Source organism: Streptomyces sp. NPDC126499 (assembly GCF_040302485.1).
Taxonomy (GTDB): domain Bacteria; phylum Actinomycetota; class Actinomycetes; order Streptomycetales; family Streptomycetaceae; genus Streptomyces.
The window spans coordinates 86,557-107,787 of sequence record NZ_JBEOUO010000013.1 but is presented as its reverse complement, the minus strand read 5'-3'; the positions used below and the strand labels follow the sequence as shown (position 1 = coordinate 107,787).

General features: G+C 71.7%; 20 protein-coding genes. 7 read left to right on the top strand and 13 right to left on the bottom strand.

The annotated features are described in order from the left end of the window. Window positions 1-86: 86 nt before the first annotated feature. Complete coding sequence (locus ABTZ91_RS20720) at window positions 87-1,055, top strand: COX15/CtaA family protein (RefSeq protein WP_352078643.1); 969 nt, start codon at window positions 87-89, stop codon at window positions 1,053-1,055. Window positions 1,056-1,057: 2 nt separating this feature from the next. On the opposite strand, the gene ABTZ91_RS20715 is transcribed toward ABTZ91_RS20720, so the two are convergent. The 3 genes from ABTZ91_RS20715 to ABTZ91_RS20705 all read right to left on the bottom strand — a co-directional run bounded on the left by ABTZ91_RS20715 (window position 1,058) and on the right by ABTZ91_RS20705 (window position 3,607). Continuing rightward, window positions 1,058-2,140, bottom strand: a complete 1,083-nt coding sequence (locus tag ABTZ91_RS20715) for an amidohydrolase (protein ID WP_352078642.1) — start codon at window positions 2,138-2,140, stop codon at window positions 1,058-1,060. Between the two features lie 69 nt (window positions 2,141-2,209). Further along, on the bottom strand, window positions 2,210-2,560 hold the full coding sequence (locus ABTZ91_RS20710; RefSeq protein ID WP_352078641.1) for a hypothetical protein: 351 nt from the start codon (window positions 2,558-2,560) through the stop codon (window positions 2,210-2,212). A gap of 93 nt (window positions 2,561-2,653) precedes the next feature. Further along, window positions 2,654-3,607, bottom strand: coding sequence for a heme o synthase (locus ABTZ91_RS20705; protein WP_352078640.1), 954 nt, complete (start codon window positions 3,605-3,607; stop codon window positions 2,654-2,656). A 331-nt stretch (window positions 3,608-3,938) separates the two neighbouring features. Between ABTZ91_RS20705 and tkt the strand changes: the two genes are divergently transcribed. The 5 genes from tkt to pgl are packed head-to-tail and all read left to right on the top strand — an operon-like array spanning window position 3,939 to window position 10,557. Next, window positions 3,939-6,026 (top strand): transketolase, encoded by a 2,088-nt coding sequence (gene tkt, locus ABTZ91_RS20700; RefSeq protein ID WP_352078639.1) that lies wholly within the window; start codon window positions 3,939-3,941, stop codon window positions 6,024-6,026. Between the two features lie 32 nt (window positions 6,027-6,058). Next, window positions 6,059-7,177 carry a transaldolase gene (tal, locus tag ABTZ91_RS20695; protein ID WP_352078638.1) on the top strand — a complete coding sequence of 373 codons (1,119 nt, stop codon included), beginning with the start codon at window positions 6,059-6,061 and terminating at the stop codon, window positions 7,175-7,177. 4 nt (window positions 7,178-7,181) lie between these two features. Next, window positions 7,182-8,714: a glucose-6-phosphate dehydrogenase gene (zwf, locus tag ABTZ91_RS20690; protein ID WP_352078637.1), complete on the top strand. Its 1,533-nt coding sequence runs from the start codon at window positions 7,182-7,184 to the stop codon at window positions 8,712-8,714. Next, window positions 8,711-9,778, top strand: coding sequence for a glucose-6-phosphate dehydrogenase assembly protein OpcA (opcA, locus tag ABTZ91_RS20685; RefSeq protein WP_352078636.1), 1,068 nt, complete (start codon window positions 8,711-8,713; stop codon window positions 9,776-9,778). The genes zwf and opcA overlap by 4 nt, the downstream gene beginning before the upstream one ends. Next, window positions 9,775-10,557, top strand: a complete 783-nt coding sequence (gene pgl, locus ABTZ91_RS20680; RefSeq protein ID WP_352078635.1) for a 6-phosphogluconolactonase — start codon at window positions 9,775-9,777, stop codon at window positions 10,555-10,557. The genes opcA and pgl overlap by 4 nt, the downstream gene beginning before the upstream one ends. A gap of 19 nt (window positions 10,558-10,576) precedes the next feature. Here pgl and ABTZ91_RS20675 read toward each other — a convergent pair whose 3' ends face one another. The 5 genes from ABTZ91_RS20675 to ABTZ91_RS20655 form a co-directional block, all read right to left on the bottom strand. Beyond that, complete coding sequence (locus ABTZ91_RS20675) at window positions 10,577-12,091, bottom strand: PH domain-containing protein (protein ID WP_352078634.1); 1,515 nt, start codon at window positions 12,089-12,091, stop codon at window positions 10,577-10,579. Next, window positions 12,088-12,576, bottom strand: a complete 489-nt coding sequence (locus ABTZ91_RS20670) for a PH domain-containing protein (RefSeq protein ID WP_407077998.1) — start codon at window positions 12,574-12,576, stop codon at window positions 12,088-12,090. The genes ABTZ91_RS20675 and ABTZ91_RS20670 overlap by 4 nt, the downstream gene beginning before the upstream one ends. Before the next feature lie 5 nt (window positions 12,577-12,581). Next, a complete protein-coding gene (gene pgi, locus ABTZ91_RS20665; RefSeq protein WP_352078633.1) occupies window positions 12,582-14,237 on the bottom strand; it encodes a glucose-6-phosphate isomerase in 1,656 nt (551 codons plus the stop codon). A 79-nt stretch (window positions 14,238-14,316) separates the two neighbouring features. Next, window positions 14,317-15,081: an SIS domain-containing protein gene (locus ABTZ91_RS20660; RefSeq protein ID WP_352078632.1), complete on the bottom strand. Its 765-nt coding sequence runs from the start codon at window positions 15,079-15,081 to the stop codon at window positions 14,317-14,319. Between the two features lie 112 nt (window positions 15,082-15,193). Further along, window positions 15,194-16,120, bottom strand: a complete 927-nt coding sequence (locus tag ABTZ91_RS20655) for a BadF/BadG/BcrA/BcrD ATPase family protein (protein ID WP_352078631.1) — start codon at window positions 16,118-16,120, stop codon at window positions 15,194-15,196. Window positions 16,121-16,194: 74 nt separating this feature from the next. Here ABTZ91_RS20655 and ABTZ91_RS20650 point away from each other — a divergent pair, with 74 nt between their 5' ends. Beyond that, the gene (locus ABTZ91_RS20650; RefSeq protein WP_352078630.1) at window positions 16,195-17,049 is read left to right on the top strand and encodes a MurR/RpiR family transcriptional regulator; all 855 of its coding nucleotides are present in this window, start codon (window positions 16,195-16,197) and stop codon (window positions 17,047-17,049) included. 58 nt (window positions 17,050-17,107) lie between these two features. On the opposite strand, the gene ABTZ91_RS20645 is transcribed toward ABTZ91_RS20650, so the two are convergent. The 5 genes from ABTZ91_RS20645 to gap all read right to left on the bottom strand — a co-directional run bounded on the left by ABTZ91_RS20645 (window position 17,108) and on the right by gap (window position 20,984). Beyond that, window positions 17,108-17,443, bottom strand: a complete 336-nt coding sequence (locus ABTZ91_RS20645) for an RNA polymerase-binding protein RbpA (protein WP_003957010.1) — start codon at window positions 17,441-17,443, stop codon at window positions 17,108-17,110. A gap of 77 nt (window positions 17,444-17,520) precedes the next feature. Then, the gene (gene secG, locus ABTZ91_RS20640) at window positions 17,521-17,751 is read right to left on the bottom strand and encodes a preprotein translocase subunit SecG (protein ID WP_345489513.1); all 231 of its coding nucleotides are present in this window, start codon (window positions 17,749-17,751) and stop codon (window positions 17,521-17,523) included. A 121-nt stretch (window positions 17,752-17,872) separates the two neighbouring features. Further along, a complete protein-coding gene (tpiA, locus tag ABTZ91_RS20635) occupies window positions 17,873-18,649 on the bottom strand; it encodes a triose-phosphate isomerase (RefSeq protein ID WP_352078629.1) in 777 nt (258 codons plus the stop codon). A 7-nt stretch (window positions 18,650-18,656) separates the two neighbouring features. After that, entirely contained in the window at window positions 18,657-19,868 is a 1,212-nt protein-coding gene (locus ABTZ91_RS20630; protein ID WP_352078628.1) for a phosphoglycerate kinase, read from the bottom strand. 108 nt (window positions 19,869-19,976) lie between these two features. Further along, window positions 19,977-20,984, bottom strand: coding sequence for a type I glyceraldehyde-3-phosphate dehydrogenase (gap, locus tag ABTZ91_RS20625; RefSeq protein ID WP_345489507.1), 1,008 nt, complete (start codon window positions 20,982-20,984; stop codon window positions 19,977-19,979). Between the last annotated feature and the right edge of the window lie 247 nt (window positions 20,985-21,231).

Below are 21,231 nucleotides of genomic sequence, written 5' to 3'. Positions count from 1 at the left end.
CCGGGCGGTGACGGTTCGGGGCCGTTTCGGGGCGACTCGCCCCGTAACCACCCCCTCGTGAAAGCGTGCACAAGCCCCGTCCTACGATGGGGCCCGTGCAGACCCCCCTCGCCTTCATCGCCCAGCGCTGGACCCCGTCCCCCCGGACGCTCCGGCGCGCCGCGCTCTCCGCCGTCGTGATGAGCGTGCTGATCATCGTGACCGGCGGCGCGGTCCGGCTGACCGGCTCCGGTCTCGGCTGCGACACCTGGCCCAAGTGCACGGACGACAGCCTGATCGCCACGTCCGAGCAGGGCATCCACGGTGCCATCGAGTTCGGCAACCGGATGCTGACGTACGTCCTGTCGGCGGCCGTCGGCTGGGCGATCATCGCCGCGCGGTCCGTGAAGCCGCGACGGCGCGGGCTGACCCGCCTCGGCTGGGGCCAGTTCTGGATCGTGATGAGCAACGCCGTCCTCGGCGGCATCACCGTGTGGATGGGCCTCAACCCGTGGACGGTGGCCGGTCACTTCCTGGCCGCGAACGCGCTCCTGACGGTCGCGGTGATCACCTGGCACCGCACGGGCGAGGGCGACACCCCGCCCAGGCCGCGCGTCCCGCGCCCGGTGAGCAAGCTGTCCTGGGCGATCGTCGTGGTCTCGGCGCTGCTGATCGTGCTCGGTACGACCGTGACGGGCGCCGGCAAGCACGCCGGTGACAGCAGCGACGTGCCGCGCATGCCGTGGGACTGGACCGCCGCCGCCCACCTGCACGCCATCGCCGCGTGGGTGGTCTGCGCCCTGGCGCTCGCCATGTGGCTGGTCCTGCGCGTGGTCGACGCCCCGGACGACACCCGCGCCCGCGCCCGCGACCTGCTGATCGTGCTGGTCGCCCAGGGTGCGGTGGGCTACGTCCAGTACTTCACGGGTGTGCCGGAGCTCCTGGTGGGCGCCCACATGCTCGGCTCCTCCCTGATGTGGATCGCGGTGCTGCGGCTGGCGCTGAGCCTGCGCGAGCGCCCGGTGGCCACGGCGGACATCCCGTCCCAGCCGGACCCGGAGCTGGCGACCGCCTGAGGTCAGGCGTTCAGCCGGTACACCCGCCGCGCGTTCCCCGCCGCGATCAGGCCCGCGACCCGCTGCGCGTCCGTACGGGACCAGGAGCCGTCGGCGACCCATTCGCCCAGCACCCGGGCGAGGGCCCCGCGGAAGACGCTGGCGGCGACGACGTGGAGCTCGGGAAGCCCCCGGGCGCCGCTGGAGAAGAGGAGTTTGCCGAACGGGGCGAGCTCCAGGAACTCGGCGAGGACGGCCGCCGCGCGGGCGCCGGTGCGGGCGACGACCGGACCGAGGTCCGCGTAGACGTGGGGAAAGTGCCCGGCGAGGCGGGCGGCCTGACGGTGGTACGGGTAGGCGTGCAGCAGCACCAGGTCGGCGCCGAGCCCGCTCGTGGCGGCGGCGAAGCCGGCCAGGGTGCCCGGGTCGCGCTCGCCGAGGTGCAGTTGCAGCGGTCGGCCCGCGCCGACCGCGATCCACAGCAGATGGCGCAGGAGCACCGGGTCGTCGACGGCCCCGCCAGCCGTGCGCCGGGCCAGCCACCGACCGGCGGCCCCGCGCACCTCGCCGGGTCCGGGCGGCTCGGGGACGGCCGCGAGCCCGCCCCGTACGCCCGCCACCGAGGTGAAGGCGACGGCGCCCGCGGCGGCCCCGTGGACGGCCTCGGTGAGGTTGGCCAGGAAGGCGTCGACGGTGCCGGAGGTGTCGGCGACCTGCTGGGCGAGCGGCTCCAGGCGGACGATCTCGTGGGCCGAGGCGTCGCCGGTGGCGGCGAGCTCGGCGGGGCCGGTGAGGTCGCCGGGCAGGCCGGTGTCGACGAGGTAGGTGGCGATGCCGGAGGCGCGCAGCAGCCGGCGGCCCGCTTCGAGGACGCCGAGCTCACGGCGCCGGGCGAGGTAGCGGGCGGGCGGGCAGTGCGGTTCCAGGCCGAGGAGCGGCGGACACCAGCGGCGTACGGCGAAGCCGGCCTGGGTGTCGAAGAAGGTGGTGCCGGCCGCCGGGAGGGCGGCCGTGGGCGCGAGGTGCGTCTCGAAGGTGCCGAGGCCGAGCTCCGTGCGGAGCACCCCGTGGCAGTACTGGTCCACCAGGCTCGGAGTGTCGATCATTCGGGGGGCTCCCACGTAGGACGGGCTTCCACCCCTCCTAACGGGTGAGCCCCGCGCGAGGTTGTCGCCTCAGGAGTTGCGGGCTCCGCCGAGCTGGATGCCCGCCATCCGGGTCCACTCGTAGGGGCCGGTGACGACCTTGGCGGCGAACTCGCCGTCGAACTCCTCGTGGAGCGTGAGCCCGGCCTTCTCGGCGGCCGCCTCGGCGATCGCGTAGCTGGGGGCCACCAGGTCGCCCCAGCCGCCGTCCTCGCCGACGAGGACGATGCGGGTGCCCGCCTGGCCGATGTGGGCGAGCTGGCCCTCGGCGCCGCCGTGCTCGGCGGCGAACGCCTTGATGTCCTTGGCCAGCCTGGCCGCCTTGCGCTCGGCGCCCTTGGTGCCGGCCTGCTTCGTGTCCGCCTGCTGCGTGTCTGCCATGGACAGGATGCTACTGCCGGGTAGATCGACTGGCGACGGCCGGGGCACGTGGCGTGGGCCACGCACCCCGGCCGTCGACCGGGACCATCGGGGTCAGCGCAGGAACGGGTCCACCGCGACCGCCACGAAGAGCAGCGACACATAGGTGATGGACCAGTGGAACAGGCGCATCTCCTTGAGCTTGGCGCCCGTGACCTCCGCCTTGGCGCGGTTGAGCAGGCCGTGCGCCTCCCACAGCCACCAGCCGCCGGTGAGCAGCGCCACGGTCGTGTAGAACCAGCCCGTGTACCCGAGCGGGGTGAGCAGCAGCGAGACGGCGACCATCACCCAGCTGTAGGCGACGATCTGCTTGGCCACGACCTTGTTGGAGGCGAGGACCGGGAGCATCGGCACGCCCGCGCGCGCGTAGTCCTCCTTCACCTTCATCGACAGCGGCCAGTAGTGCGGCGGCGTCCAGAAGAAGATGACGAGGAAGAGGATGACCGCGGCCCAGGACATCGAGTTGGTGACGGCCGACCAGCCGATCAGGACCGGAAGGCAGCCGGCGATGCCGCCCCAGACGATGTTCTGCGCGGTGCGCCGCTTGAGGATCATCGTGTAGACGACGACGTAGAAGAGGAGCGCGCCGAGCGAGAGGGCCGCGGAGAGCCAGTTGACCAGCAGGCCGAACCAGAGCGTGGACACGACGGCGAGGGTGAGGCCGAAGACCAGGCCCTCGCGCGGCGACACCATGCCGGTGACCAGCGGCCGCTGGGAGGTGCGGTCCATGAGGGCGTCGATGTCGCGGTCGATGTACATGTTCAGCGCGTTGGCGCCGCCCGCCGACAGGTAGCCGCCGAAGCAGGTGGCGAGCACCAGCCACAGGTCGGGCACGCCCTGTTCGGCGAGGAACATCACCGGAACGGTGGTGATGAGCAGCAGCTCGATGATCCGCGGCTTGGTCAGCGCCACGAATGCCTTGACGCGGGCCCCGAACGGCCGATGGCCTCCCGGGCTGGGAGTCAAGACGACCCCGGCGGGTCGGGACTCGACGGCCGTCACGCACACCCCTGACAGAGAAATTCCCAGCAAGCTCCCCGCGTGAAGAGGGGATGAAACTTGCGCGTACCACGCCACTGTAGACGTTGCCCAGACGCCGTTCTTATCGGGGGTGGGTCGTGTTGGCGGCGGCGCGCTCGGCGCGTGTCCCAAGGGGTGGACACGCCCGGTGCCCGCCTCGGGAGGCGAACTCCCGCGGCCCCCGGCAGTCTTTGGAAGTAAGCGCTCATATGAGGGGCATGGACACGAAAAGAGGGGCGAATTCCGGGGGTAGGCTCGACATCGCCGGGACACCCTCAGTCACCGGCTCAAGACATGCGGAGAGGAGCCCTGACCCAGGGTGAGCACTAAGCCGACGACCACAGACCTCGAGTGGACCGAACTGGACCAGCGGGCCGTGGACACCGCCCGCATCCTGGCCGCCGACGCCGTACAGAAGGTCGGCAACGGCCATCCCGGCACCGCGATGAGCCTGGCGCCCGCCGCGTACACCCTCTTCCAGAAGGTGATGCGCCATGACCCCGCCGACCCGGAGTGGGTGGGCCGCGACCGGTTCGTCCTCTCCGCCGGGCACTCGTCCCTGACCCTGTACACCCAGCTGTACCTGGGCGGCTTCGGGCTGGAGCTCGACGACCTGAAGTCGTTCCGCACCTGGGGCTCGAAGACCCCGGGGCACCCAGAGTACGGCCACACGGCCGGCGTGGAGACCACCACCGGCCCGCTGGGCCAGGGTGTCGCCAACGCGGTCGGCATGGCGATGGCCGCCCGCTACGAGCGCGGCCTGTTCGACCCGGAGGCCCCCCAAGGCACCTCTCCCTTCGATCACCGGATCTACGTGATCGCCGGCGACGGCTGCCTCCAGGAGGGCATCTCCGCGGAGGCGTCCTCGCTCGCCGGGCACCAGAAGCTCGGCAACCTGATCATGCTGTGGGACGACAACCACATCTCGATCGAGGGCGACACCGAGACGGCCGTGTCCGAGGACACGGTCAAGCGCTACGAGGCGTACGGCTGGCACGTCCAGCGCGTGGAGCCGCAGGCCAACGGCGACCTCGACCCGGCCGCCCTGTACGCGGCGATCAAGGCCGCCGAGGCGGAGACCGAGCGTCCGTCGTTCATCGCGATGCGCTCGATCATCGCCTGGCCGGCGCCGAACGCCCAGAACACGGAGGCGGCGCACGGCTCGGCCCTCGGTGACGAGGAGGTCGCGGCCACCAAGCGCGTCCTCGGCTTCGACCCGGAGCAGAGCTTCGAGGTCTCCGACGAGGTCATCGCCCACACCCGCGCGCTCGGCGACCGGGGCCGCGAGGCCCGTGCCGAGTGGGAGAAGTCGCTGGCCGAGTGGCGCACCGCCAACCCCGAGCGGGCCGCCGAGTTCGACCGCGTCCAGGCGAACGAGCTGCCGGCCGGCTGGGCCGAGAAGATCCCGGTCTTCGAGGCGGGCAAGAGCGTGGCGACGCGCGCCGCCTCCGGCAAGGTGCTGCAGGCGCTCGGATCGGTGATCCCGGAGCTGTGGGGCGGTTCGGCCGACCTCGCCGGCTCGAACAACACCACGATCGACAAGACGTCCTCCTTCCTCCCGGAGGGCAACCCGCTGCCGGAGGCCGACCCGTACGGCCGGACGATCCACTTCGGCATCCGCGAGCACTCCATGGCCGCGGAGATGAACGGCATCGCCCTGCACGGCAACACCCGCGTCTACGGCGGCACCTTCCTGGTGTTCTCCGACTACATGCGCAACGCCGTGCGGCTGTCCGCGCTGATGCACCTGCCGGTGACGTACGTGTGGACGCACGACTCGATCGGTCTCGGCGAGGACGGCCCGACCCACCAGCCGGTGGAGCACCTGGCCTCGCTGCGCGCGATCCCCGGTCTGAACATCGTCCGCCCGGCGGACGCCAACGAGACGGCGATCGCCTGGCGCGAGATCATGCGGCGCCACACCAAGGTCTTCGGCAAGGGCACCCCGCACGGTCTGGCGCTCACCCGCCAGGGCGTGCCGACCTACGCGCCGAACGAGGACGCGGCCAAGGGCGGCTACGTGCTGTTCGACGCGGACGGCGGCGAGGCCGAGCTCGTGCTGATCGCGACCGGCTCCGAGGTGCACCTGGCCGTGGAGGCCCGGGAGCAGCTGCAGGCCGCCGGCGTCCCGACCCGTGTGGTGTCGATGCCGTCGGTGGAGTGGTTCGAGGAGCAGGACCAGGCGTACAAGGACGCCGTTCTGCCGCCGTCGGTCAAGGCGCGGGTCGCGGTCGAGGCCGGCATCGGTCTGACCTGGCACCGTTACGTCGGTGACGCCGGCCGGATCGTGTCGCTCGAGCACTTCGGTGCCTCGGCCGACGCGAAGGTCCTCTTCCGCGAGTTCGGCTTCACGCCGGAGGCGATCGTCGCCGCGGCCCGGGAATCTCTCGACGCCGCCGCGCGCTGACGTCTTTAGATACGACTTTTGGAGAACCTCTCATGACAGACGCTCTCAAGCGCCTCTCCGACGAAGGCGTCGCGATCTGGCTGGACGACCTCTCGCGTCAGCGGATCACGTCCGGCAACCTGGCCGAGCTCATCGACCAGAGCCATGTGGTGGGTGTGACCACCAACCCGTCCATCTTCCAGAAGGCCATCTCCGAGGGGCACGGCTACGACCAGCAGCTGGCCGACCTCGCCGCCCGCAAGGTGACCGTCGAAGAGGCCATCCGCATGATCACGACGGCTGACGTGAGGGACGCCGCCGACATCCTGCGGCCCGTCTTCGACGCGACCCAGGGCCAGGACGGCCGGGTGTCCATCGAGGTCGACCCCCGTCTGGCCCACGACACGGCGGCCACCATCGCCGAGGCCAAGCAGCTGGCCTGGCTGGTGGACCGTCCCAACACCCTCATCAAGATCCCGGCCACCCAGGCGGGCCTGCCGGCGATCACCGAGGTCATCGGCCTCGGCATCAGCGTCAACGTGACGCTGATCTTCTCCCTCGAGCGCTACCGCGCGGTCATGGACGCCTACCTGGCGGGCCTGGAGAAGGCCCGCGAGCGCGGCCTCGACCTGTCGAAGATCCACTCGGTGGCGTCCTTCTTCGTGTCCCGCGTGGACACCGAGATCGACAAGCGCCTCGACGCGATCGGCACCGACGAGGCCAAGGGCCTCAAGGGCAGGTCCGCCCTGGCGAACGCGCGTCTGGCCTACCAGGCGTACGAGGAGGTGTTCGGCTCCGAGCGCTGGGCCGCCCTCGACAAGGCGCAGGCCAACAAGCAGCGTCCGCTGTGGGCCTCGACCGGCGTGAAGGACCCGGCGTACAAGGACACCCTGTACGTGGTCGACCTGGTCGCCCCGGGCACCGTCAACACCATGCCGGAGGCGACCCTGGAGGCCACCGCCGACCACGGCGAGGTCACCGGCGACACCATCCGCGGCACGTACGACGAGTCCCGCGCGGTCCTCGACGCGGTCGCCGCGCTCGGCATCTCGTACGACGATGTCGTCCAGGTCCTGGAGGACGAGGGCGTCGACAAGTTCGAGGCCTCCTGGAACGACCTGCTCAAGTCGACCGAGGCGGAGCTGCAGCGCCTCGCACCTTCGGAGGCGTAACACCTTGAGCGCAGTCACCGGAGCCAACCCGCTCCGTGACGCCGCAGACCGACGGCTCCCGCGCATCGCGGGGCCGTCGGGTCTGGTGATCTTCGGTGTCACGGGTGACCTGTCCCGTAAGAAGCTGATGCCCGCCGTCTACGACCTCGCGAACCGTGGTCTGCTGCCGCCGGGTTTCTCGCTGATCGGCTTCGCCCGGCGCGAGTGGCAGGACGAGGACTTCGCCCAGGAGGTCCACGACGCCGTCAAGCAGCACGCCCGCACCCCGTTCCGCGAGGAGGTGTGGCAACAGCTGATCCAGGGGATGCGCTTCGTCCAGGGCGACTTCGACGACGACGACGCCTTCGAGCAGCTGAAGTCCACCATCGAGGAGCTGGACAAGGCGCAGGGCACGGGCGGCAACTTCGCCTTCTACCTGTCCGTGCCGCCGAAGTTCTTCCCGCTGGTCGTGCAGCAGCTGAAGAAGCACGGGCTCGCCGACCAGAAGAACGGCTCCTGGCGCCGTGCGGTCATCGAGAAGCCCTTCGGGCACGACCTGGCCTCCGCCAAGGAGCTCAACGAGGTCGTCCACGAGGTCTTCCCGCCGGACGCGGTCTTCCGGATCGACCACTACCTCGGCAAGGAGACCGTCCAGAACATCCTGGCGCTCCGCTTCGCCAACACCCTCTTCGAGCCGATCTGGAACCGGTCGTACGTCGACCACGTGCAGATCACCATGGCTGAGGACATCGGCATCGGCGGCCGCGCCGGCTACTACGACGGCATCGGCGCCGCCCGTGACGTCATCCAGAACCACCTGCTCCAGCTGCTCGCTCTGACCGCGATGGAGGAGCCCGCCTCCTTCGACGCCGACGCGCTCGCGGCCGAGAAGACCAAGGTGCTCGGCGCGGTGAAGCTGCCGGAGGACCTGGGCCGGCACACGGTGCGCGCGCAGTACACCGCCGGGTGGCAGGGCGGCGAGAAGGCCGTCGGCTACCTCCAGGAAGAGGGCATCGACCCGCAGTCGAAGACCGACACCTACGCGGCGGTCAAGCTGGAGATCGACAACCGCCGCTGGGCGGGCGTCCCCTTCTACCTGCGGACGGGCAAGCGGCTCGGCCGCCGGGTCACCGAGATCGCGGTGGTCTTCCAGCGCGCCCCGCACTCCCCCTTCGACCACACGGCGACCGAGGAGCTCGGCCGCAACGCCATCGTGATCCGCGTCCAGCCGGACGAGGGCGTCACGGTGCGGTTCGGGTCGAAGGTGCCGGGCACGCAGATGGAGATCCGGGACGTGTCGATGGACTTCGCCTACGGCGAGTCCTTCACCGAGTCCAGCCCGGAGGCCTACGAGCGGCTCATCCTCGACGTCCTGCTCGGCGACTCCAACCTCTTCCCGCGGGTGGAGGAGGTCGAGCTGTCCTGGAAGATCCTCGACCCGATCGAGCAGTTCTGGGACCGGCACGGCAAGCCCGCGCAGTACGAGGCCGGGACCTGGGGCCCGGTCGAGGCGGACGAGATGCTCGCACGAGACGGCAGGAGCTGGCGCCGGCCATGAAGACCGACCTGACGGACACCACGTCCTCCAAGATCAACAAGGCGCTGGTGCTCGGGCGGCGGGCCATCGGCACCCCGGCCGTCGGCATGGTCCTCACCCTCGTCATCGTCACCGACGAGGAGAACGCCTACGACGCGCTGAAGGCGGCCAACGAGGCGTCCCGCGAGCACCCCTCGCGGACCCTCGTCGTCATCAAGCGGGTCTCGCGGACCCCGCGGGACCGCGCCCAGGCACGGCTCGACGCCGAGGTCCGCCTCGGCGCCGACGCCAGCACCGGCGAGACGGTCGTGCTGCGGCTGTACGGCGACGTCGTCGACCACGCCCAGTCGGTGGTGCTGCCGCTGCTGCTGCCGGACGCGCCCGTCGTCGTCTGGTGGCCGGTGAACGCGCCGACCGACCCGGCGAAGGACCCGCTGGGCGCGCTCGCCCAGCGCCGGGTGACCGACACGTACGCCGCCGAGCAGCCCATCCTGGAGCTGGCGGCGCGCGCGGACGCGTACACCCCGGGCGACACCGACCTGTCGTGGACCCGGATCACCCCGTGGCGTTCGATGCTGGCCGCCGCGCTCGACCAGGTCGCCTGCGAGGTGACCTCGGCCGAGGTCGCGGGCGAGGAGTTCAACCCGAGCGTCGAGCTGCTCGCGATGTGGCTCGCGGACCGGCTGAAGGTCCCGGTGCGGCGCTCGAAGTCGACCGGCCCGGGTCTCACCTCCGTACGGATGGAGACCAGCACCGGTCCGATCGTCCTCGACCGGGCGGACGGCTCGCTCGCCACGCTGTCCATCCAGGGCCAGCCGGACCGTGCCGTGGCGCTCAAGCGCCGTGAGACGGCCGAGCTGATCGCGGAGGAGCTGCGCCGGCTCGACCCGGACGACACCTACGCCTCGGCGCTGAAGTTCGGCCTGGAGCGTCTGGACGAGGAGGCGGCGACCACCGCTCCCGTCCCGGAGCCCGAGGCCGAGGCCGAGGCCATAGCCCCGGTGCCGGCCGAGGCGCCGGAGGACGCCCAGGCCGCCAAGCCCGCCGCGAAGAAGGCCCAGGCCAAGAAGGCGGCGGCCAAGTGAGCACTCCTCAGCTGGTCGTGCACCGCGACAAGGAGCTGATGGCCCAGGCCGCCGCGGCCCGGCTGATCACGAAGATCGTGGACGCCCAGGCCGCCCGCGGCTCCGCCTCGGTGGTGCTCACCGGCGGCCGCAACGGCAACGGGCTGCTCGCGGCGCTCGGTTCGGCGCCCGCCCGGGACGCGATCGACTGGTCGCGGCTCGACCTGTGGTGGGGCGACGAGCGGTACCTCCCCGAGGGCGACCCGGAGCGCAACGTCACCCAGGCCCGCGAGGCGCTGCTCGACGGCGTCCCGCTGGACCCGGCGCGGGTGCACGCGATGCCGGCTTCCGACGGCCCGTACGGCTCCGATGTGGACGCCGCCGCGGCGGCCTACGCGGCGGAGCTCGCGGCGGCGGCCGGTCCCGGCGACCAAGGCGGGGTGCCGGCCTTCGACGTGCTGATGCTGGGCGTCGGCCCGGACACGCATGTGGCCTCGCTGTTCCCGGAGCTCGCGGCGGTCCGCGAGACCGAGCGGACGGTGGTGGGCGTGCACGGCGCGCCGAAGCCGCCGCCGACCCGGATCTCGCTGACGCTGCCGGCGATCCGGGCCGCGCAGGAGGTCTGGCTGCTCGCGGCCGGCGAGGACAAGGCGAAGGCCGCGGCCGTCGCCCTGTCCGGCGCGGGCGAGGTCCAGGCCCCCGCCGCGGGCGCCCGGGGCCGCTCGCGCACCCTGTGGCTGCTGGACGCGGCGGCCGCGTCCGAGCTGCCGCGGAGCCTGTATCCGAAGCCCTCGGTCTGAGGACACCCCTGGGCCCCGCTCACCGCACGGTGAGCGGGGCCTCGGCGTCCTCGGCGTCCTCCAGGAAGGGCGTGAGCAGCCCCGGTACGGCCGCGTCGGCGAAGGCGAGGCCCTGGCTCTCGCCGGCGTCGTGCACGTGGTACGCGCCCTCCCCCGCGGCCGTCGTCGCGCTGAGCGTGAGCACCCCGGCGCGCCGCTGGAACCAGGACTGCCGGACGGTCCAGCCGATGACTCCGGCGCGCTGGAGGGCGACCGTGGAGCGACGGACCGTGCCGGAACGGGTCACGAGGTAGGCGCCGCTGACGCCGTGTCCGAGGTTGCGGTAGGCGTCGAGGGCGAGCAGGACGGCGAGCGGGACGAGGACGACGGCGACCCCGGCGGCCACGTACAGCAGCACGGGAGTGAGCAGGACGCCGAGGACGGCGAGGAGCAGGGCCGGGCCGAGCGCGGCCCCGAGCGCCCGGCGCAGCCGCCGGGTGCGGGCGGCCGGCGGGTGCGGGGCGAGCGGGGCGCCGGTGGGCGGCTCGGCCTCGCGGAGCACCTGGGCGGCGACCCGGTCGGCGACGGCGCGGGGCGCGGGCGGCAGCAGGTTCTTGAGGTCGGCGTGCTTGTCGTCGTCGCGCTGGGCGAGGCCGGTGGCGACGGCGTCGACGCGGGCGGCGCGCACCATCCGTACGCCGAGGGGTTCGACCAGCTCGACGCCGCGCAGCCGGCGTTCCTCCAGGGAGACCGAGCGGGCGGTGAGCAGGCCCCTGCGGACCCTCAGGGTGCCGCCGGGCTCCCGTTCCAGGCGGTAGTTCGCCCACATCTCGACCCACAGGCCGAGGGCGCCGATCACGCCGGCGACGGTGGCGAGGAGCACGAGGTCGACGATCATCCATGCGAGCGAGACGTCCTCGAAGCGGTCCCCTATCCAGTTCAGGACCTCGTCCTGGGCGCCGAACCAGTCGCTGACCTGCAGGACGGCCCCGGCGGCCGCGCCGCCGAGCAGCGGGGCGACGAAGGAGACGGGGGCGTAGCGGATCCAGCGGGGGTCGAGGGCGGCGAGGACGCCGTCGTGGCCGGGGTCCGCGGCGACGGATCGTTCCAGCAGGGTGCGGCGGAGGCGTTCGCCCTCGGCGCGGGTGACCAGGTCCAGTTCGAGGGTGGACTCGCCGCCGCTGTGCTCGCCGGTGCCGATCCTGACCTTGACGAGGCCGAGGAGCCGTTCGAGGGGGTTGGCGGTGAGGTCGACGCTGCGGATGCGTTCGCGGGCCAGGGAGCGCTGTTTGACGACGAGGAGTCCGGTGTGGAGGTCGACCCGCTCGGGGCCGATCCGGTAGCGGGTGCGGCGCAGCCGGATCCAGTCGGCGGCGCTGCCGCCGCCGACGAGCAGCACGGCGCCGGCGAGCACCCAGGCGAGGGCCTGCCACAGCGGCCGGGATCCGGCGAGGCTCAGGGTGGCGGGCAGCGCGGCGCCGCCGGCGATCCCGCACAGCACCACGGCTCCGGCGAGCAGCGTACGGGGCGCGAGCCGCCGCCACTCCTCGCTCACGTGGCGTCTCCCGGGGTGTCCTGGGTGAGGGAGGTGAGCCGTTCGGCGAGCCCGGCGGCGAGTTCGTCGTCGAGTCCTTCGATGCGGAGGGCGCCCTTGGAGGAGGCCGTGGTGACGGTGACGGTGGCCAGTCGGAACATCTGTTCCAGGGGGCCGCGCACGGTGTCGACGGTCTGGATCCGGGACATGGGGGCGATCCGCCATTCCTGCCAGAAGGCTCCGGTGCGGACGTAGACGGCGTCCTCGGTGACCTCCCAGCGGTGCACCCGGAACCACCAGCCGGGCAGGACCGCGGTGCAGACGAGCGCGAGGACCGCGACCGCGCCGGCGGCGCCGAGCAGCCAGGTCCTGGCCGGCTCCAGGAAGACCCCGAGCACGGCCAGGACGGCCACCGGCACGGCGCTGGCCACGAGCAGCTGCGCCCGCCACCAGGCGACGGCCCGCCGGTCGACGGCGTTCCTCGGCGGGCGCAGCCGTACGGTCACGTCGGTCAGCTCCGGCCGCGCAGCGCGCGGTAGGCGGAGACGAGCCCGGCGGTGGAGGAGTCGAGCCGTTCGCCGCCCTCGCCTTCGGTGAGCACCGGCTCGATCCTCTTGGCGAGCACCTTGCCGAGTTCGACGCCCCACTGGTCGAAGGAGTCGATGTTCCACACGGCGCCCTGCACGAAGACCTTGTGCTCGTAGAGGGCGACGAGCTGGCCGAGCACGGACGGCGTCAGCGCGTCGGCGAGGATCGTCGTCGTCGGGTGGTTGCCGTGGAAGGTCTTGTGCGGGACGAGCTCCTCCGGCACGCCCTCGGCCCGTACCTCCTCGGGCGTCTTGCCGAAGGCGAGGGCCTGGGTCTGGGCGAAGAAGTTGGCCATCAGCAGGTCGTGCTGGGCGACCAGGCCGGGCAGCAGGTCCTCGACGGGCCGGGCGAAGCCGATGAAGTCGGCCGGGATGACCTTGGTGCCCTGGTGGATCAACTGGTAGTAGGCGTGCTGGCCGTTGGTGCCGGGGGTGCCCCAGACCACGGGCCCGGTCTGCCAGTCGACGGGCTGCCCGTCGCGGGTCACGGACTTGCCGTTGGACTCCATGTCGAGCTGCTGGAGGTAGGCGGTGAACTTCGACAGGTAGTGCGAGTACGGCAGTACGGCGTGCGACTGGGCGTCGAAGAAGGCCCCGTACCAGACGCCGAGCAGGCCGAGCAGCAGTGGGGCGTTCTCCTCCGGGGCGGCGGTGCGGAAGTGCTCGTCGACGAGGTGGAAGCCGTCGAGCATCTCGCGGAAGCGCTCGGGTCCGATGGCGATCATCAGGGACAGGCCGATGGCGGAGTCGTACGAGTAGCGGCCGCCGACCCAGTCCCAGAACTCGAACATGTTCGCCGTGTCGATGCCGAAGTCCTCGACCTTCTCGGCATTGGTCGACAGGGCCACGAAGTGCCGGGCGACGGCGTCCTGACCGGCCCGCAGCTCGGTGAGGAGCCAGTCGCGGGCGGAGGTGGCGTTGGTGATGGTCTCGATGGTGGTGAAGGTCTTCGACGCGACGATGAACAGGGTCTCCGCGGCGTCGAGGTCGCGCACGGCCTCGTGGAGGTCGGCGCCGTCGACGTTGGACACGAAACGGAAGGTCAGATCCCGCTTCGTGTAGGCGCGCAGCACCTCGTAGGCCATGGCGGGACCGAGGTCGGAGCCGCCGATGCCGATGTTGACGATGTTCCTGATGGGCTTTCCGGTGTGCCCGGTCCACTCGCCGGCGCGGACCTTGTCGGCGAAGGCGGCCATCTTGTCGAGGACGGCGTGCACCTCGGGGACGACGTTGACGCCGTCGACCTCGATCACCGCGTCGCGCGGGGCGCGCAGCGCGGTGTGCAGGACGGCCCGGTCCTCGGTGTTGTTGATCTTCTCGCCGCGGAACATGGCGTCGCGCAGCTCGGCGACACCGGTGGCGGCGGCCAGGTCGCGGAGCAGCCGCAGGGTCTCGTCGGTCACCAGGTGCTTGGAATAGTCCAGATACAGGTCGCCGACGCGCAGCGCGTACCCGGTGCCGCGCCGGGGGTCGGCGGCGAACAGCTCGCGCAGGTGGGTGTCACCGAGCTGCTCGCGGTGCTTGCCGAGGGCCGCCCACTCGGGCAGCTGGTTGAGCCTGGTGCGGCCTGCGTTGGTCATCTCGCCCATTTCTTCGTCCTGCTCCATGTCCTGCGTGGGTGCCCCGCTGCCCCTCCAACCTAATTGATCGGGCGTGCGTTCAGTGTCCGCCACGGTGCAGCCGGCCCGCGTAGCGGGCTTCCAGCCGGGCGTTGCGCTCGTGGCCGCCGGGAAGGTTGGCCGAGACGTACACGGGCGGCTCGATCCCGTCGGCGAGCAGCAGGGCGACCGCGTCGGCGACGACCATCTGGACGAGCAGGGACGAGGTGAGCGTGGAGATCCCGCACAGGGCGCCGCCGCCGGGCAGCGGCAGGACGGCGTCGCCGGCGGGTGCGCCGTTGTCGAGGACGGCGTCGGCGAGGTCGACGAGCCGCTTGCCGCTCGGGTGCAGGGCGGGCACGGCGTGGGTGTGCTCCAGGGAGGTGAGGGCGACCAGGGGGTGTCCGGCGCCGGTCACCTTGAGGGCGAAGTCGACGACCGCGTTGTTGACCCCCGAGTTGGAGATGATCACGAACAGGTCCTGGGGCCGCGGGGTGGCCAGCGCGTAGAGCCGGTCGGCGAGTCCGGGGGAGCGCTCCAGGAGCGGGTCGCGCAGGATCGCCGGGTCCTCTCCGCCGCGCAGGACGAGGTCGGCGAGCGCGATCCGGCTCGTCGGCACCAGTCCCCCGGCCCGCCCGGCGACTTCGAGCGCGGCGGCCTGCGAGTGCCCGGTCCCGAACGCGTGGACGACCCCGTCGGCCGCGACGCAGTCGGCGACAAGCCGCGCGGCGCGGGCGACGCCGTCCTTGTTGCCGTCGACGACCCGGTCGACGGCGCTCCGCGCCAGCTCGACGAACGGAGCGGCGCCTACGCCGTGGTGCTCCATCACGACCACCCTTCGGTTGAATCAACCCAGAACTCACGATGCAGTCGGCTCAATGAACCAGTCCGCCGACGGTGCGTCAAGAGCGCGAGCGCGCCGCCCGCCACGACACCTGTCATCCCGGCAACCGGGCCAGCGCCACCGCACCTCCCACCCCGTCCCGCACCGGACTCGGCCGCAGCCCCAGCTCGGCGACGCGCCCGGCAAGGCGTCCCAGCAGGGGCCCTCCGGGCCCGAGCAACCCGCCCGTCACCACCAGCGGCTCCCCCGCCGTCGGCCGCAAGGCCCGTACCGTCCCGGCCAGTTCGTCCGCCGCGCCGTCAAGAAGCCCCGCCGCAACCCCGTCCCCCGCCTCCGCGGCCGCCACCACCAGCGGGCTCAGCTCCGCGAGCCGCACGGGGTGCGCCCGGTACGCGTACCCGACGAGACGTTCCTTTCCGAGGCCGCCGCACAGCTCGCCGACCGGCTCCGCGAGGGCCGTGGCGGGGCCGCGCCCGTCGAGTGCCCGCAGCACCGCCCGCAGCGCCTCCCGCCCCAGCCAGAAGCCGCTGCCCGCGTCGCCGAGGAGCCAGCCGTCACCGTCCGCGGCGGCCACCATGCGCCGCCCCCGCACCCGCGCTCCCGTCGCCCCCGTCCCGGCGATGAGGACGAGCCCGTCGGCGGGGGCGCCGGGACCGGCCGCGAAGGCGACCTCGGCGTCTCCCCGGATCTCGATCCGCTCCGGCGCCTCGGCACCGATCTCGGTGAACGCGCGGGTCAGGGCCGCGAGCGCCCTCGCGCACCCGCCGCCGGGGCCGCCGCCCGCGAAGCCGCCGACGACCGCCCGGACCGGCACCCGGTGTGCTCCCGCTCCACGGAGGGCGTCTGCCAGGTGCCGTACGAGCGCCGCCTCCGGCACGCTCAGCGCGTTGCCGGGTCCTCCGACCCCCTCCCCCACGGTCCGGCCGGTCGCCGCGTCGGCGAGCCGGGCCCTGGTGCGCGTACCGCCGGCGTCGACGCCCACGACGTGAGGGGCGCTGTGCTGAATCCCGGATTCGTCCATCAGTCCGCATGGTGGTTGATAGATTCACCCGGCCACAAGACCCGCGCCCCGACCGGAAGGCCGTCAGCGAAGACATGATCACCGCCCTGATCCGCTCCGAACTCCCCCGGATGTCCGGCTCCTTGCGCAAGGTCGCCGACTGGGTCCTCGCCGACCCGGCGCGGGTCGCCGGGGTGTCGGCGGCGGAGCTGGGCCGCAGGACCGGCACCTCGCAGGCGACGGTGACCCGGTTCTGCCGGGCTCTGGGGCTCGACTCGTACCAGCGGCTGCTGCTCGAACTCGCCCGCGAGGAGGGACAGGAGAGCGCCGAGGGGGAGGAACCGCGCCCGCTGGGGCCGGAGATCGGCCCCGACGACCCCCTCGACACGGTCGTCGCCGCCGTGGCCCGCGCCGATCTCCAGGCGCTGCGCGCGACGACCGAGCAGCTGGACCTCGACGCCCTGGAGCGCGCCGCCCGCGCCCTCGCCCGGGCCCGCAGGATCGACGTCTACGGCGTCGGCGCCTCCGGTGTGCTGGCCCTGGAGACGCAGGCCCGGCTCTTCGGCATCGGCTGTGAGGCCCGCGCCTGGACCGAGGTGCACGCGGCCGAGACCTCGGCGGCCCTGTTGACGCCCGCGGACACGGTCGTGGCGCTGTCCCATTCGGGGGCCACCCGCGAGGTGCTGGCGCCGCTGCGCCTGGCCGCCGAGCGGGGCGCGGCCACCGTCGCCGTGACGGCCGATCCGCGCTCGCCGGTGGCCCGCGCGGCGGGAACCCATCTGACGTCGACCGCCGCCCCGACCGGTTTCCGGCACGGCGGTTTCGGCACCCGGCATTCGGTGCTGCTGATCCTCGACTGCCTGTACGCGCGGGTGGCGCAGCTGACCTATCCGCGGGCCGCGGCGGCTCTGGCGCTCACCGCGCACATCGCCGACGACCACCGGCGGTAGGAGGCGCAAAGGGCCCTGCCCGCGATGTCCGTTCGCGGGCAGGGCCCTTCATGTCACGTCAGATCTCGCCCCGGAGCTTGGCGAGCGCCTCGGCGAGGATCGCCTCGCCGTCCGCGTCGCTGCGCCGCTCCCGTACGTACGCGAGGTGCGTCTTGTACGGCTCGGTGCGGGGCGGGTCCGGCGGGTTGTCCCGGTCCTGGCCGGCCGGGAAGCCACAGCGCGGGCAGTCCCAGGTGTCGGGGACCTGTGCGTCGCTGGCGAAGCTCGGCTGGGTCTCGTGCCCGTTCGAGCACCAGAAGGAGATGCGGAGACGCGGTGCCGACTCGCCTCGCTCGGCCTCGCCCATCGGCCCCGCTCCGACCCGGCTTCCCCGGATCGCGTTGCCACTTGCCACGGTCGTAACTCCCTGCGTGATGGTGCTCGAAGATGCCCCAGTCTACGTAAGGCCCAACGCGCGTCCAGTGGTTGGAGTTACCCGTCCAACTTCACCAGAAGACCAAGTACGACAATGCACGCGAACCACAGCAGACCGACCACGACGGTGATGCGGTCCAGGTTGCGCTCGGCGACCGAGGAGCCGCCGACGGACGACTGCATGCCGCCACCGAACATGTCGGAGAGGCCGCCGCCCTTCCCCTTGTGCATCAGCACGAGCAGCATCAGCAGCGCACTGAAGACGATCAGGGCGATCGAGAACCCCATAACCACGGCTGGACCAACTTCCTCGGACTTATACGGACGGGGGTCGGACAGGGTACCTGCCCGACCCCCGCAAGGGTACGACGGATCGTCGTCACCGCTCTACAACGTCAGCGCGCGATCATCACTGGTCGCGGAAGCGGATGATCTTGACGAACTCGTCGGCGTCCAGCGAGGCACCGCCCACCAGCGCGCCGTCGATGTCGGCCTGCGCCATGATCTCGGCGACGTTGCCGCCCTTGACGGAGCCGCCGTACTGGATGCGGACCTTGTCGGCCAGCTCCTGCGAGTACAGCTCGGCGAGCTTGCCGCGGATGGCCGCGCAGACCTCCTGGGCGTCCTCGGCACCGCAGACCTTGCCGGTGCCGATGGCCCAGACCGGCTCGTAGGCGATCACGATCGTCTCGGCCTGCTCGGCCGGGACGTCCTTGAGGCCGCCCTCGACCTGGGTGAGGGTGTGCGCGACGGCGTTGCCGGCCTCGCGGACGTCCAGCTCCTCGCCGACGCACAGGATCGGGGTCAGGCCGTGCTTGAAGGCGGCCTTCACCTTGGCGTTGCAGACCTCGTCGGTCTCGGCGTGGTACTGGCGGCGCTCGGAGTGGCCGACGGTCACGTAGGCGCACTTCAGCTTGGCCAGCATCGCGCCGGAGATCTCGCCGGTGTAGGCACCGGAGTCGTGCGCCGAGAGGTCCTGGGCGCCGTACTTGATCTTCAGCTTGTCGCCGTCGACCAGGGTCTGCACGGAGCGCAGGTCGGTGAAGGGGACGAGGACGGCGACCTCGACGGCGTCGTAGTCCTTGTCGGTCAGCGCGAAGGCGAGCTTCTGGACGTGGGCGATGGCCTCGAGGTGGTTGAGGTTCATCTTCCAGTTGCCCGCCATCAGCGGGGTACGGGTGCTCATAAAGGGGTCAGTCCTCCAGTGCGGCGAGGCCGGGAAGCGTCTTGCCCTCGAGGTATTCGAGGGACGCGCCGCCGCCGGTCGAGATGTGGCCGAACGCATTCTCGTCGAAGCCCAGCTGGCGGACGGCCGCGGCGGAGTCGCCGCCGCCGACCACGGTGAAGGCCGGGGAGTCGACGAGCGCCTGGGCGACGGCCTTGGTGCCCTCGGCGTAGTCGGGGTGCTCGAAGACGCCCATGGGGCCGTTCCAGAAGACGGTGGCCGCGTCGGCGAGCTTCGAGGCGTACAGCTTGCGGGTCTCGGGGCCGATGTCCAGGCCCTCCTCGGTGGCCGGGATGGCGTCCACGGCGACCGTGGTCGGGTTGGCCGGGGCCTTGGTCTTCAGGTCCGGGAACTCGGCCGAGACGAGCACGTCGACGGGGAGCACGAACTCCACGCCGCGCTCCTTGGCGCGCTCGAGGTAGCCCTGGCAGGCCGGGATCTGGTCCTCCTGGAGGAGCGAGATGCCGACCTCGTGGCCCTGGGCCTTGAGGAAGGTGTAGGCCATGCCGCCGCCGACGAGGATGCGGTCGGCCTTCTCCAGGAGGTGGTCGATCACGCCGAGCTTGTCGGAGACCTTGGCGCCGCCGAGGACGACGACGTAGGGCCGCTTGACGTCCTCGGTGAGCTTCTTGAGGACGCCGACCTCGGTGGCGATGAGGTAGCCGGCGGCGTGCGGGAGGCGGGCCGGAAGGTCGAAGACCGAGGCGTGCTTGCGGTGGACCGCGCCGAAGCCGTCGCCGACGTAGACGTCGGCGAGCGCGGCCAGCTTGTCCGCGAAAGCGCCGCGCTCGGCGTCGTCCTTGGCGGTCTCGCCGGCGTTGAAGCGGAGGTTCTCGATGACGGCCACCTGGCCGTCGGCGAGGCCCGCGACGGTCGACGTGGCCGACTCGCCGACGGTGTCGGTGGCGAAGGCCACGTCGGCGCCGAGCAGTTCGCCCAGCCGCCGAGCGGCCGGGGCGAGCGAGAACGCCGGGTCCGGGGCGCCCTTGGGGCGGCCCAGGTGCGAGGCGACCACGACGCGGGCGCCGGCGTCGGCGAGCGCCTTGACGGTGGGGACGACGGCGCGGATGCGGCCGTCGTCGGTGATGGTGGTGCCGTCGAGGGGCACGTTGAGGTCGGCGCGGACGAACACCCGCTTGCCGGATACGCCCTCGGCGAGCAGCTCGTCGATCGTCTTCATCTGTTCCTGACTCCTTGGTACACGCGATGGAGCACACGACACAGGGCTCGCGCAGTGCGTCATCGCACTGCCCGAGCCCTGCTTCACATCGAAAGCCCGCCCTGAAGCTTAGAGCTGGCCGCCGACGAAGACGGTGAGGTCGACGAGACGGTTGGAGTAACCCCACTCGTTGTCGTACCAGCCGAGGACCTTGACCGAGTTGCCCTCCTGGACCATCGTCAGCGACGAGTCGAAGGTGCAGGAAGCCGGGTCGCTGACGATGTCGGAGGAGACGATCTCGTCCTCGGTGTAGAACAGGATGCCCTTGAGCTCGCCGTCCGCGGCCTTCTTGAACGCGGCGTTGACCTCGTCCTTGGTGACGTCGCGGGAGAGCTCGACGACCAGGTCGGTGACCGAGCCGGTCGGGACCGGCACGCGCATGGCCATGCCGTCGAGCTTGCCCTTGAGCTGCGGGAGGACCAGGGCGGTGGCCTTGGCGGCGCCCGTCGTGGTCGGGATGATGTTCTCCGCGGCGGCGCGGGCGCGGCGCAGGTCCTTGTGCGGGAAGTCCAGGATGCGCTGGTCGTTGGTGTAGGCGTGGACCGTGGTCATCAGACCGCGGACGATGCCGAAGTTCTCGTCGAGGACCTTGGCCATCGGCGCGACGCAGTTGGTGGTGCAGGACGCGTTGGAGATGACGTCGTGCTGCGCCGGGTCGTACTTGTCCTGGTTGACGCCCATGACGATGGTGATGTCCTCGTCCTTGGCCGGAGCCGAGATGAGGACCTTCTTGGCTCCGCCGGCGAGGTGCTTGGCGGCGTCCTCGCGCTTGGTGAAGATGCCGGTGGACTCGATGACGATGTCGACGCCGAGCTCGCCCCAGGGGATGTCGGCGGGGTTGCGCTCGGACAGCACCTTGATGGTGTGGCCGTCGACGGTGATGGTGTCGGCGGTGTGGGTCACCTCGGCCTTGAGGCGGCCCAGGATGGTGTCGTACTTCAGCAGGTGCGCCGTGGTCGCGGTGTCACCCAGGTCGTTTACGGCCACGACCTCGATGTCGGCACCCTGCTCAAGGAGCGCGCGGAAGTAATTGCGACCGATACGGCCAAAGCCGTTGATGCCTACGCGGATCGTCACGAACCGATCTCCTCGTTAGGTACGCCGGGTTTCGACGCCCGGCGAGCTTCTCTATTTGGGATGTCCCCGACCGCTTACGACCCTACCTCTCCGGATGGCTCGGCGTGACATCGAGTGCACCCGTACACGCCCGGAAAGGACTGGAAAAAGGCCGACAGTCCTTGCCTACCAACGGGTAGGGGCGGTCGGTGGACCTTGGTTTCGATTACGGAGAGTGAGCGATTTCGGTGCTCGCCTGAGCGGCGGA